Here is a 12,985-nt window from a genome sequence, read left to right as displayed (position 1 = left end):
TTAAGAAATTTTAAATTTTTGAATAAATTGAAAATGTTTAAAGGCGAGTTGGAGAAAAAATAGTGGCAAAACCATATAAAACATTGCCATAAAATTAGAAGCTAAATTGATTTTTAAATCAGGGCTTAAACTCAATAATGGCATTCCTTTTAAACAGAAGATGAACATCATAAAAAGAACTGCAAATCGAGTTTGAGTTTGAAAAAGAAATCCAGAAAAAGTTTTTCTATCTGATTTCCAAATAATAAACTTGAAAACTAAAATTGTCGCTAATTCTAGTGAAAAAATTACTTGTAAAATTCTTCTTGTGTTTATTATGACAATTTCATTATCCGCTATTCTTTCAATATTTGTAATCAATACAGTCAATACAATGGCAATGACACTTCCTTTTATCAGCTTTTTTTTAGCATCCAAAATCCATTTGTCTAACAACATTCTAGGAACTGCTTTTTTAGTATTAACCCAAAATGAATTCGCCAGCTGTAATTGATCTGACCAATTTTCAAAAGATTTTTTTAAAGCAACTTCAAAATCAGATTCCTGATTCTCTAACTGATTTTCAATATCAGTTGCAATATGATCTATCAATTCCAATTTTACATCATCATAAACTACTCCGTTTAAAACTAAAGTCTGATCAATTATTGCGATTTGTTGGTTGGTTAATTTCATAGCTCAAGAAATTAAAATTCTAATTTTGGGTTCACTAAACTCTGCATATTCCTAATAAAATCTTCTAATTCCGAAAGTCGATTGACAGTTTCCTTTTCTCCCGATTCAGTTAGTTTATAATACTTTCGCATTCGATTATCTACTTTTTCAATCTCTACATCTAAGAAACCTTCGGCTTCCAGTTTATGCAAAGCAGGATACAAAGCGCCTTCGGTAATATTTAATTCTCCTTGAGTAATTGCTTTTACTTTTTGGGTAATTTCATAACCGTACATCTTACCATTTTCTTCTAATAATTTCATGATAATGGTATTCAAGCTCCCTTTGTATAATTGTGAATTTTTCATAATCGCTTTCATTTTGAATAACAAACATACATAAGATTCTTATACATAACAAATTTAGGTATGAAATTTTCCTCTTTTGATTTTAAGAACCTATTCCGTTTGCTATCTTTGTCAAAAATTATATCTCATGCCAAATTTTCTTAAACTCCTTATAAAAGAGGTTAAAAGAGAAACCGCAGCTGCCGTTTCGATTCTTTTTAATGTTCCTGAAGAATTAAAAGACAATTATGAATTCATTGCAGGGCAATACGTAAATCTAAGACTTACTTTAGATGGAAAAGAAATTCGTCGTGCCTATTCTATTTGCTCTTCACCGGAAAGTGGCGAATTGCGCATTGCCGTTAAAGCGGTAAAAGACGGGGCTTTTTCTCAATTTGCCAACACTAAACTAAAAGCGGGAGATGTTCTTGAAGTAGGAAAACCGGAAGGTAAATTCATTTTTGAACCAGAAGCCCACAAACAAAAAAACTATGTTGCTTTTGTTTCCGGTAGCGGAATTACTCCCGTTTTATCTATTTTAAAATCGGTTTTAAAAAGCGAGCCAAAAAGTTCTTTTGTATTGGTTTACGGAAATAAATCGCCTGAACAAACTATTTTTCACCAGGAATTACATGATTTGCATTTGCAATATGTAAATCGTTTGTTTGTACATTATGTGTACAGTCAGGCCAAAGCTGATGAAGCATTATTTGGTCGAATTGACAAATCGGTGGTAAATTATGTCCTGAACAACAAACACGCTGCAGTAGAATTTGAAAAATTCTACTTGTGTGGTCCTGAAGCCATGATTGATACTGTTTCCGGTATTTTGAAAGAGAAAAACGTAAAAGATTCAGCTATTAAGTTTGAGCTTTTTTCGGCTTCAGTTCATGAACACGAAATAAAAGATTTAAGCGGCCATTCGAAAATTACCATTATGGTTGACGATGAAGAAACGTCATTCGAAATGTCTCAAAAACAAACCATTCTGGAAGCGGCCCTAAAACAAGGAATCGACGCACCTTATTCTTGCCAAGGCGGAATTTGTAGCAGCTGTCTTTGCCGCGTAACTGAAGGAAGCGCCGAAATGAAGAAAAACTCCATCCTAACCGATAAAGAAATTGCCGATGGACTAATACTAAGCTGTCAGGCACACCCAACGTCAGAAACGATCTATGTGGATTATGATGATGTTTAAACAATAAATTCCAATATTGAAATTCCAATAACTAAAAACTTCTCTTTAAAAAGGGAAGTTTTTTTTATTTAATTTATTATCTTAGTGTTAAATTTAAGATAATCGCAATCTTTCTAAACTTAGGATAGATTTGTAGAGTCCAACCTATTTGTCAACCCGTTTAAAACATTAAATATTATGACAATCCACAACCAAATCCACCCTCTTCATCTCTCTTTTATTTTACTATTTGTAATAACGGCTCTTTTTTGTGCCTTCATTATTATTAAAATATTGAATACTAAAAAAGTCCCTAAACAGCTTACTGAAGAAAAATATCGCTCAACGATGATGGGGAAAATGTTAGAAATAACAAACAACGACATAACGGTTTTTAACATCTGGCCGTTTGTAAGTCAATTAAAAACAGCTAAAATTCTCTCACACAAAATTAAAGAGCGTGAGTTGATTTATAAAGTTTATAGAAATTCAACGGAGGATTTTGAACACATTTTACTAGCTACCGAAAAAGAAAATAATTTTGTTGTAATTGTTGTAGATAAAAACAAAAATAAAACAATCGGTTATTACCTTCTCAATCAAGCTAGAGAATACGACTTAGTGGCTTAATTGTTTTCCGATATTCATAACAAAAACTTCTCTGAAAAGGGAAGTTTTTTTGTTTTATAAACATCTGTCTTTTCTTATATTAGTCTAAAAAATTAAAGAAAACCACATTTAATGTTACATTATTAGTTAACTTTGCTATGGAAAGGATTCGACAAATCATATTTTATCAAGATTATTTTTTGGAGTTTTATAATCTTCAAAACGAAAAAGTCCAAAAGAAAATTGATGAAGTTCTTTTTATGATAACTGTTTTAGAAAGAATTCCTAAAAAGTTCTTTGATCATTTGAGCGGAACAAATGGTTTGTATGAAATTAGAATAGAATTTGGCGGAAATATATTTAGAGTATTTTGTTGTTTTGACGAAGGAAAATTGATTGTTCTTTTTAATGGTTTCCAAAAGAAATCTCAAAAAACTCCAAAAAACGAAATAGAAAAAGCCGAAAAACTTAAAGAAGAATATTTTAAGATAAAAGACAATGAAAGAAGAAAATAAGATTACGACTTTTGATGAACTTTTAGATTCCAAATACGGAAAATCTGGAACTTCAGAAAGAATCAATTTCGAAATTAAAGCTAAAGCATTTGCAATTGGTGAACTTATTAAAGAAGAACGCAGACTAGCCCATTTGACTCAACAAGAATTAGCAGACAAAACTGGAACTAAAAAAAGTTTTATCTCAAGAATTGAAAACGGTCATACTGATATTCAGCTTTCCACTTTATACCGATTGTTAGAAATTGGATTAGGGAAAAAAATTTCAATTTCGATAGCATAAATACTCCAACTGACACAAACATCTCATTCGTGAACATTTAACTAATTCTATTTAAGTCTTCATATCATGAAATCCATTCGAGAAATTTTCAAGAACAATCCTTCCCTTCTTGACGAACCGGAAGTAATGCAACTTTTAGATTATTGCGAACAATTGCAGGACGAAATTGTAGAGTTTAAATTTCAAAAAACAAACAATAAAGAACTGGCGATGCTCGATATGCTCAAAGAAGTTATTAAAGGCTGTAACGCCATCGAAAAACAGCAAATGGAGCACGAGCGTTTTGGTTTTGAAGCTCCAGCTTATCAAGAAACCATTTCGAATCTAAAAAGATACATTTATGGCAGATGTAAAGACGAAAAGATATATTTGTAGATAAAACTCCAATTAAAAAATTCCAAATTCCAACTGCATAAAATTGGGATTTGGAATTTTTTATTGCTACTTGCTATAAAAAAGCATTCCACAAGAAAAGATTTTTTTGTCTTTTGTTTTCTTCTTTATCCTCGCCATAGCTAAACCACTCCTTTGTTTTTTCTTCTATCATCGATTTTAGACCTATGAAGTCGTACGTTTTTTTGGCTGTAATGGGCTTTATGTCGGAGGCGTTAGTAAATGTTAAATCTACTTTGGTAGCAATAAATGAGGTGTATAATCTTGGTATTGTAAGACCCAAAATCATACCCGGCAAACCATTTATAGTACATGGACCGCCCGAAATGGTAATGTCATCCGTATAAAACGCAAATACATATACATCATCCATTATTTTACCTACGGCTTTTCGGCAATTATAACCGGCTATTTCTCTATTTTCATTTGTGATTTTCCATTGTATATTGGGTATGCTATCTTCTATAACAAAATTAGTTCCTACTATTTGTTTTTGCATATTCATTTTTCTGGTTGTAAAATCAAAATACCAGGTGTTTTCTTCATCTGCATCTTTATAATATTTTGGAACTCTTGTTTTTGGACTCCATCTGTCAAATTTGAACAGGCTTTTGTTGTCTGCAAAAGTATAGGTGAAATAAGATATTTTTAGGTCAGACAGGTTGTCTTTCATCATCTCGTCCCAGCTGTCATTACTCATTGTTTTTTTGAGATTGGTATTTACTTCATATTCAATTACAGCCTTGTCTACAAATTGCTGTGCCTGTGATGTGGTTGTAAAAATTAGTGCTGCTATAAAAAAAAGTATTGGTTTCATAGTATGTAAATTTTGATTTTTTGAATGCTCTTTATTGCTGTTTGATAAACTTCTTTCAGAACAGTTACTAATTTATTTTTTTGCTGTTTCGCCCCCGTTTTTAAAATTCCAGGTAAAACCTACCATCACATATCTTTTGAGCCTATCATTTCGTTCCTCTCCTATTATGTTTTCATAATTATATCTATTTATACCTACATTTTGATTCAAAATGTCTCGTACCATGATATAAGCCGTAAACTCATCTTTTTTAAAGGTACGTTGAAGCCTTGCATTCCACAATTGATTGGTAAGATTGTCTTGAAAATCGGTTGTTTTTTGACGAGAATTTAAATTGTAGTCTGTGGACAGTTTCCATTTTTCTCTGAAATAAATCCCCATATCCAAACTCAAATTATTGGTATTAAATGATTTTGTTTCATCATTTTGAGAAGTACTGTTTCTGTTATTCGAAAAACTATTGCTTAAACTAAATTCGTATTTCTTTTCTTTTGATTTATTTAAATAAATTGAAAATCCTGAATTTAAATTTTTTGAATCGTTGATTTTGTTATTAATACTAATTACTGATTTGTTATAGCTAAGAGACGGATTAAGATTAACATGTAAATCTATTTTTTTTATCTTAAATCCATATCCAAAATAAAAATTACCGGAAAAATTACCATTTGTATTTATGGGTGTAGAAATTGTTTTAGCGCTTTCCGGATCTATATCTTTGTTGTAAGAAATTAAATTGGAAGTCGTTCTTAAATTAATACTTTGGTAAAAATGCGTCTCTGTCAAAATACTATAACTACTGTGTGATATCCTTACATTATTGGTAAAAGATTGCTTTAAATCAGGATTACCTACAACTTGATTAAAGAAATCCTGATTGTTTCTCAAAGGCTGTAATTGATCAATGCTAGGCTGTCTGGTTGCTCCTTGATAATCAACACGCAAATTACTGTTGCTTTTATACTTATAATTAAAATTTGCGGCTGGAAAAAGGTTGGTATAGCTGCGTTTATATTCTTTGTTCATAGTCTGATCTTGCAAATCAAATGTTGTAAAACCAAAACCACTTCCAAAACTATAATTTATTTTTTTAGAATTGTAACTCAATTTTAAATTGGGCTTATTCGTTGTTATCGAATGCTTGAACTGATTTGATAAATCATCTACAACCACATCATACTTGCCTGTAACATCCGAATAATCATAGGTTAAATAATCGCTGTCGCCAGTGTTATGAGTAAGTTGATAAGCAAATTGTAATGCGAATTTTTTACTAAGAGGCTCTGTATAAGTAAGGTTTACAGCTAGATTTTGAGTTGTTTTCTCTCCTACTTTGTTTTGATCTACATCAGTCCTAGACGAAAAAACACCTCCATCATAACTTTCGTTGAAAGACTTTAAAAAATTATCTGAATTTGTATTCAAGCTGCTCCAACTACTGTTTACAGAAAATGTACGACGTGCTTTAGCGAATTTATGTTTAAACAAAACACTTGCAAACAAAGATTCCTTATCTGAATTTGTAGTAAATGTTTTTTGCTGTTTGTTCTTTAGCACTCCATCAGCTCCAGTAGTGGTTCCATCTGTAAATTCATCGCTTTCTGTATTATAAAAATTGGTTTTGGCGGTAAATTTTATGGAATTTAAAGAATCTAATTTTACATCGTAAGTAGCATTTAGTTTAAAATTACTTCTGTTTACATTGCTTACTGTCGATGTGTTTTCATTTAACTGAGTTTCTCCTACTTGTCTTTGGGTAAACCTGCTATTATTGTTGGTGTAAATTTGCTTATTAAATTTTGGCGAAACATTCAATGTTTGTTTATCATTCCACTTGTTGCTGTACTGCAACCCTGCGTTAGTGTTTTTGATAAAACCATTTTGAGTATTAATATAAGGTTCCTCATCATTATTGCCACCTGTCCATTCATAACTTACATTTCCATCGTCATCCATGTTCATGCTTACATCATCTCGTCCTCCAAATTTCTCACTGTCTTGCCAACTAAGTCCATCCTGACCCGTGTTTCCATTCAGTAAAAAAGCAGATAATTTTCTTTTTCCTTTAAAACTACTAAACATCGAATTAGTATTATATCGGGAATCCTCATCTGAAAATGGTTGATTTGCAGCATCTATTTTACCAAAATAACCTTTCTTTTTATCTTCTTTTAATTTCAGGTTAATTGTTTTTTTTGATTCGCCATCATCTATTCCTGTAAACTCGGCCTGATCACTTTTCTTATTAAAAACCTGTACTTCTTTTACTGCATCTGCACGTAAATTTTTTACCGCCATGCCCGGGTCATCACCAAAAAATTCTTCGCCATCTACCAATACTTTTTGCACTGTTTCACCCATGGCTTTTATAACGCCATTTTTATCTACTTGTATTCCTGGCAGTTTTTTTAATAATTCTTCTACGTTGGCATTGGCATCTACTTTAAAATCACTTGCCCTGTAACTGGTAGTATCTCCTTTAATTCTAATGGAACCCGTCTTTATAACTACTTCTCGAAGCACTTCTATTTTGCTTTTCAAAGCAATTGACCCCATATTTTTATCGTTTTCATTAACGATTACGCCATCTACATAATCGGCATATTGACTATGAGAAGTCATCAAAATATAGTTTCCTGCTTTTACATTTTTGAGATTAAAGTTCCCCTTTTTGTCCGATCGGGTAAACCTATATAAAATAGAGTCGACGGGGGTTAATAAAGCGACAACCGAATTGTAAACGGGTGCTTTTTCATTACCATCGGTTAAAGTACCCGAAAGATTTGCTTTTTGAGAAAATGCTGAAAAAGAGAATAAGAACAAAATTGCAATTGTTAATGTAATTTTTGGCATAAATAGTTTCTGTTTATATTGTATTAACATTAAAAAAAAAGCAACTCGATAAAAAAAGTCCTCTTTTCCCTAGATTAACCTTGAGTTGTAAGACCTAACTCACAGCGAGCCAAAATAGTATTTTTTACACTTATAATTTAAAAGCTATTAGTTAAATAATTGATAAAATTATTCTTTCAAAAAAATCACGAAAAACAACAATAAACAAAACTATGAATTTGATTCAATTCACTAGTTTACATTACTTTAAAACTTTCACAATAGAATCAACGGAAATCGTTCGCATAGCGTCTTCATAACCTTCTACTTTTTTGTTCCCGTAAACAGAAGTGGGTAATTTAGGGAACAAATTTCTATCGGAAACCAACGCATTTTGGAGTGGTTGATTGAATGGTGCAAAACCAGCAAAAGGATGTGTAGCGCCCCAGAGTGTGACTACTTTTACCCCTAACATTGCTGCAATATGCGCATTTCCGGAATCCATAGAAAGCATCACATCAAGATTACTAATAAGTTGTAATTCTTGTTGAAATTTAAGTTGCCCCGCCATATTGATAACGTTTTTGTATGGAGACGAAATAGAATCTAAGATTTCGATTTCTTTTTTTCCTCCACCAAAAAGTAAAATTTTATTTTCTGTCCCGAAACTTCGGGATTCAGCTAATTGAGCAATTACTTCTTGCATTAAATCCAAAGGATAGACTTTAGATTCGTATTGTGCAAAAGGTGCAATTCCGATTAATTTTTGGTGATTTTCACCTATTATCGAAACAATTTCAGGACTTAAATCTGCTTTTTCAGGAAATTCCGGATTCGATAAATCAACAGCAAAACCTAATTTTTGAAATACCTGAGTATGGTTTTCAAACATCGTTGGGAGTTGTTTGAACACCTTGTTTTCAAGAGCGGTTAATGCCTTTTTCCCTTCACGTCCTTTGTCAACGGCAGCTACTTTTTTTCCGCTTAAGGCAAAAAGTGTTCGCACAATTTTAGAACGAAGCACATTATGCAAATCGGCAAAAGCATCGATTTCTAACTTTCTTAATTCTTGAAACAATCGCAGCAAACCTTGAAAACCTTTATGACGCTCTTTTTCATCAAAAGCAAAAAACGAAAGATTCGGAATTCCGTCAAAAAAAGGTTTGAAAAATGGTCGTGAAACCACGGTAATTTGAACCGTTGGATACTGTTTTACAAAGGCGCGTAAAACAGGAACCGTCATGGCAACATCTCCCATTGCGGAGAGTCTCATGACGGCTATATGCTTTATTTTTGGAGTCAATTGACTATTCAATTATTTCTTCCCATGGTATAAAACAGGATTCAATTCGTCGTCGTTGTACATTTTCATTTGTTTGTACACTTTCATGAATTTATCTCCATTTTCAATATCAGTCAACAAATCATCAATAGCAGTTGATAAATCAGTTCTTTGTTCTAAAAGTATATTTAGTTTTTCCTGACATTTGTCTCTGTGTTCTTGTGAAGCCTCTGCACGATTAGCTTCTTCAGTCATGTGGTAAATTTTCAATGCTAAAATTGACAATCTGTCAAATGCCCAAGCTGGACTTTCTGAGTTGATTTTAGCCGCTTCTTTTACAACAACCTTACTGTATTTTTGTAGAAAATAACTATCAATATATTCCACCATATCAGTACGCTCCTGATTAGATGCATCAATTCTTCTTTTCAAAGTCAAAGCAGCAACTGGGTCAATTTGTGGATCACGAATAATGTCTTCAAAATGCCATTGTACAGTGTCAATCCAATTTTTCAGGTACAATAAATGCTCAAACTGTTCCTTAGGAAAAGGATTGTTTATCGGTTGGTCTACATTATCAAATTGGTGATAATCTTTTATACTTTGTTCAAAAACGGAATAAGCTAATTTTGAAAACATATTTATCTTTTTATTTAGACAAAGATACTTTTTATACTTTTATAAAAAAATTACATTTTAACTTTCTGTTTCGCATTCCTAACTAACAATTCTTCTCCTATGAAAATCCATTATTTATCAGAAAAAAACAGCATTTTAAACCATTTTTTAGGAGAAATAAGAGATGTAAACATCCATAAAGATGCAATGCGTTTTAGACGAAATATAGAGCGTATCGGCGAAATTATGGCTTACGAATTGAGCAAAGAATTAGAGTATAAAACCATCGAAATTCAAACTCCTCTTGGAACCAAAAAAACAACTCAAATTGCCGATGCTATTGTACTTTGTTCCATCTTAAGAGCGGGTTTAAGTATGCATTTGGGATTTTTAAATTATTTTGACCAAGCCGAAAATGGATTCATTTCGGCCTACAGACACCATCCCAATAATGATAATTTTTTTGAAATAAAAGTCGAATACCAAGCCATTGCTGATATCAATAACAAATGCTTGTTATTAATCGATCCTATGCTTGCTACGGGTCAATCTATAGTTGTGGTTTACAATAGATTGATGGAAAGAGGAACGCCAAAAACAATTCATATAGCCGTTACAATTGCCGCGCCAGAAGGCATTGCCTATTTAGAAAAACATTTACCTGGTAACTGCCATTTGTGGATAGGCGCTTTAGACGAAAAACTAAATGAGCACAGCTACATTGTTCCTGGTCTTGGAGACGCTGGCGACTTAGCTTACGGAATCAAATTATAATTGAGAGAAAAAAGCAAATAAACTACACAACATTAAAACGCCTAAAGCCAGTTCCTGATTTAATTTTAACTGTGGCATTTCGATATGACCAGTAGCCATCATTGCCAAAGGAGCAATCGTAAACACCAATAAATCATTGCTTTTATGAGTCGAAATCACATAAATTACTACAGCAATTAAAAACGCAATAATAATTTTCTTGAACGAAGCATGCAATAATAATGGTCTGGAAGATAAGGTCATTAGCATCGAAATAACAAAAAACAAAGCCACCGTGGCATAAATAGACAGCGCTGCATTCTGATAATTATTGGTAAAATAATCAATGCTTAAATTAGTTTCTATTCCATTAGTAATATAACTAATCGCATCGGCATTAAATACTAACGAATACAAAGCAAAAATAATAGCTATTGCAAAAAAGGCAATAAAAGGTAAAAGCCAGTTTCTATAATCCCCCGAAACATGTGAAATAATAGAAATAAACACCAATACCAAATACAGAATACACCAAAAATGAAATAAGGCAGCTACAAAAATCCATAAGGAAGCGTCAAAAATTTTCTCTTTGGACGCCTTTTGAGATTGTAACGAAATCAATCTTCGAAAAGCTAAAAGAATAAAAAAGTTAGCAAAAACAAGATTGATATTATCATAAAGTGATGGAAAAAAAAGGAGGAACAAGAGAAAGAATAAAATGCTATACCCACTGTCTTTACTGAGACCATTTCTTTTAGATATAAAATTAGTAATCAATGCCGAAGCCAAAATTACAATTCCTATTGCAGTCTTTTTAAAAACTAAAACAGCCGAATTTGACCAAGCTAAATCTTGAATTTGATATATAAAATCGAAAAACAATATCAAAAATACTACTAAAGAAAAATTTAATAGTGTAGATTTTTTAAAAACACTTGTAATCATAAGGATATTTTATACTTTTGTGACTGTAAATATAATACTTGTTTAAAAAGGAAACGAGTTATAATAAAATTTTATTGGACTAATGAAATTTTTAATTATTTACTCAATTATAAAACGATTCATAAAATTTTAAATTATACATCATGAAAGCATTTTTCGAAGGAATACAAACTCTTTTTGTTGATTTTCTTTTCAAACCATTAGATCTATTACGTTCATGTGAACTAGTTTCTTGGTTTGGTGCAAACTTTATCAACTGGATTTTTATGATTATCTGTGCATCTGCAATGGTTTACTGGATTAAACAATTACGTATTTTTGATGATGCAGGAACTGAAAATCAAGATACTACTGCGCATTCTTTCTTAAAATAAGAATAGAATACAAATAGATTTCAAAGAAAAACCGAATTGCATTTTAAAGTGCAATTCGGTTTTTTTATATCATTATGGTTTTGATTAAACTAAATCGAAACCAATATCTTTTCTGAAATACACATTGTCAAAATGGATTGCCTCAATGTTTTGGTACGATTGTGCCAAAGCTTCCTGAAAAGAATCACCGTAAGAAGTAACCGCCAATACTCTTCCTCCATTAGTTAATACATTTCCGTTATCTAATTTGGTTCCCGCATGGAAAACAATAGAATTATGCACGTTTTCTAATCCCGAAATCACTTTTCCTTTTTCAAAATCTTCAGGATATCCGCCAGAAACAAGCATTACTGTAGTAGCACTTCTTTCGTCTATTTCTAATTCAATTTTGTCTAATTTTTCAGTGGCTACAGCCAGGAACAATTCTACTAAATCCGTTTTCAATCTTGGAATAACCACTTCGGTTTCCGGATCACCCATACGCACATTGTATTCAATTACGATAGGTTCGTTTTTAACGTTGATTAATCCAATAAAAACAAATCCTTTGTACGGAATTCCATCTTTTTGAAAACCTTCAATCGTAGGTTTTACAATGCGAGTTTCAATTTTTTCCATCAACACCGCATCAACATAAGGAACTGGAGAAACTGCTCCCATTCCACCTGTATTCAATCCTGCATCACCCTCGCCAATACGCTTGTAATCTTTAGCTGTTGGCAAAATTTTATAGCTTTTCCCATCAGTAAGTACAAAACAGCTTAATTCAATTCCGTCCAAAAACTCTTCGATAACTACTTTTGAACTCGCAGCACCAAATTTTTGACCTACTAACATATTTCTCAATTCTTCTTTGGCTTCGGCCAAATCATGAATAATCAAAACTCCTTTTCCAGCTGCTAATCCGTCTGCTTTCAACACGTAAGGTGGTTGCAAAGTTTCTAAGAAATCGCATCCTTTTTCTACTGTTTCAGCCGTAAAACTATCGTAAGCAGCAGTTGGGATTTTGTGTTTTACCAAAAATTCTTTGGCAAACTCTTTACTTCCTTCTAATTGTGCTCCAATTTTTGAAGGACCAATTACAGGAACATGACTCAACTGTGCATCATTCAAGAAAAAATCATAAATACCTTTTACTAATGGATCTTCAGGGCCTACAACAACCATTTCGATGTTTTCCTTGATAACCAAAGCTTTAATGGCTTCAAAATCGGTTACAGCAATAGCAACATTGGTAGCAATTGCATCAGTACCAGCATTTCCAGGCGCCATAAAAAGGGTATCACAAAGTGGACTTTGAACCATTTTCCATGCAAATGCATGCTCTCTTCCGCCTGAACCCAATAGTAATATATTCATGTCTTTTAATTTTAGTTGCAAAAACTC

General features: G+C 32.2%; 15 protein-coding genes. 7 read left to right on the top strand and 8 right to left on the bottom strand.

All coding sequences use genetic code 11. The annotated features are described in order from the left end of the window. Both GTZ96_RS01090 and GTZ96_RS01085 read right to left on the bottom strand, forming a co-directional pair. Window positions 1–675, bottom strand: coding sequence for a hypothetical protein (locus GTZ96_RS01090; RefSeq protein WP_161640532.1), 675 nt, complete (start codon window positions 673–675; stop codon window positions 1–3). An 11-nt stretch (window positions 676–686) separates the two neighbouring features. Next, window positions 687–1,022 carry a PadR family transcriptional regulator gene (locus tag GTZ96_RS01085; protein WP_161640531.1) on the bottom strand — a complete coding sequence of 112 codons (336 nt, stop codon included), beginning with the start codon at window positions 1,020–1,022 and terminating at the stop codon, window positions 687–689. A 127-nt stretch (window positions 1,023–1,149) separates the two neighbouring features. Here GTZ96_RS01085 and GTZ96_RS01080 point away from each other — a divergent pair, with 127 nt between their 5' ends. The 5 genes from GTZ96_RS01080 (at window position 1,150) to GTZ96_RS01060 (ending at window position 3,960) form a co-directional block, all read left to right on the top strand. Then, window positions 1,150–2,199 (top strand): ferredoxin--NADP reductase, encoded by a 1,050-nt coding sequence (locus GTZ96_RS01080; RefSeq protein ID WP_161640530.1) that lies wholly within the window; start codon window positions 1,150–1,152, stop codon window positions 2,197–2,199. Window positions 2,200–2,472: 273 nt separating this feature from the next. Further along, window positions 2,473–2,808, top strand: coding sequence for a hypothetical protein (locus tag GTZ96_RS01075; protein WP_235972822.1), 336 nt, complete (start codon window positions 2,473–2,475; stop codon window positions 2,806–2,808). Between the two features lie 137 nt (window positions 2,809–2,945). Further along, entirely contained in the window at window positions 2,946–3,302 is a 357-nt protein-coding gene (locus GTZ96_RS01070) for a type II toxin-antitoxin system RelE/ParE family toxin (RefSeq protein WP_161640528.1), read from the top strand. After that, the gene (locus GTZ96_RS01065) at window positions 3,286–3,585 is read left to right on the top strand and encodes a helix-turn-helix domain-containing protein (protein WP_161640527.1); all 300 of its coding nucleotides are present in this window, start codon (window positions 3,286–3,288) and stop codon (window positions 3,583–3,585) included. Before GTZ96_RS01070 ends, GTZ96_RS01065 begins: the two co-directional genes overlap by 17 nt. Window positions 3,586–3,651: 66 nt before the next feature. Continuing rightward, on the top strand, window positions 3,652–3,960 hold the full coding sequence (locus GTZ96_RS01060) for a hypothetical protein (RefSeq protein WP_161640526.1): 309 nt from the start codon (window positions 3,652–3,654) through the stop codon (window positions 3,958–3,960). A 73-nt stretch (window positions 3,961–4,033) separates the two neighbouring features. Here the strand turns inward: GTZ96_RS01060 and GTZ96_RS01055 are convergent, their stop codons facing one another. From GTZ96_RS01055 to GTZ96_RS01040, 4 genes are all read right to left on the bottom strand, one after another. Beyond that, window positions 4,034–4,795, bottom strand: coding sequence for a GLPGLI family protein (locus GTZ96_RS01055; protein ID WP_161640525.1), 762 nt, complete (start codon window positions 4,793–4,795; stop codon window positions 4,034–4,036). A gap of 72 nt (window positions 4,796–4,867) precedes the next feature. After that, window positions 4,868–7,648 (bottom strand): outer membrane beta-barrel protein, encoded by a 2,781-nt coding sequence (locus tag GTZ96_RS01050; RefSeq protein WP_161640524.1) that lies wholly within the window; start codon window positions 7,646–7,648, stop codon window positions 4,868–4,870. 241 nt (window positions 7,649–7,889) lie between these two features. After that, window positions 7,890–8,900: a glycosyltransferase family 9 protein gene (locus GTZ96_RS01045; RefSeq protein ID WP_161640523.1), complete on the bottom strand. Its 1,011-nt coding sequence runs from the start codon at window positions 8,898–8,900 to the stop codon at window positions 7,890–7,892. Between the two features lie 42 nt (window positions 8,901–8,942). Continuing rightward, on the bottom strand, window positions 8,943–9,548 hold the full coding sequence (locus tag GTZ96_RS01040; RefSeq protein ID WP_161640522.1) for a DUF4254 domain-containing protein: 606 nt from the start codon (window positions 9,546–9,548) through the stop codon (window positions 8,943–8,945). Between the two features lie 99 nt (window positions 9,549–9,647). Here GTZ96_RS01040 and upp point away from each other — a divergent pair, with 99 nt between their 5' ends. After that, window positions 9,648–10,301 (top strand): uracil phosphoribosyltransferase, encoded by a 654-nt coding sequence (upp, locus tag GTZ96_RS01035; RefSeq protein WP_161640521.1) that lies wholly within the window; start codon window positions 9,648–9,650, stop codon window positions 10,299–10,301. Here upp and GTZ96_RS01030 read toward each other — a convergent pair. Next, the gene (locus GTZ96_RS01030) at window positions 10,296–11,225 is read right to left on the bottom strand and encodes a DUF6427 family protein (RefSeq protein ID WP_161640520.1); all 930 of its coding nucleotides are present in this window, start codon (window positions 11,223–11,225) and stop codon (window positions 10,296–10,298) included. The genes upp and GTZ96_RS01030 overlap by 6 nt on opposite strands. 143 nt (window positions 11,226–11,368) lie before the next feature. Between GTZ96_RS01030 and GTZ96_RS01025 the strand changes: the two genes are divergently transcribed. Beyond that, window positions 11,369–11,599, top strand: a complete 231-nt coding sequence (locus GTZ96_RS01025) for a DUF6341 family protein (RefSeq protein ID WP_161640519.1) — start codon at window positions 11,369–11,371, stop codon at window positions 11,597–11,599. 84 nt (window positions 11,600–11,683) lie between these two features. Here the strand turns inward: GTZ96_RS01025 and purD are convergent, their stop codons facing one another. Continuing rightward, window positions 11,684–12,958: a phosphoribosylamine--glycine ligase gene (purD, locus tag GTZ96_RS01020; protein ID WP_161640518.1), complete on the bottom strand. Its 1,275-nt coding sequence runs from the start codon at window positions 12,956–12,958 to the stop codon at window positions 11,684–11,686. Between the last annotated feature and the right edge of the window lie 27 nt (window positions 12,959–12,985).

The sequence above is a fragment of the Flavobacterium undicola genome, from assembly GCF_009909155.2.
Classification (GTDB): Bacteria; Bacteroidota; Bacteroidia; order Flavobacteriales; family Flavobacteriaceae; genus Flavobacterium; species Flavobacterium undicola.
This window is presented reverse-complemented; position numbering and strand designations above follow the sequence as displayed.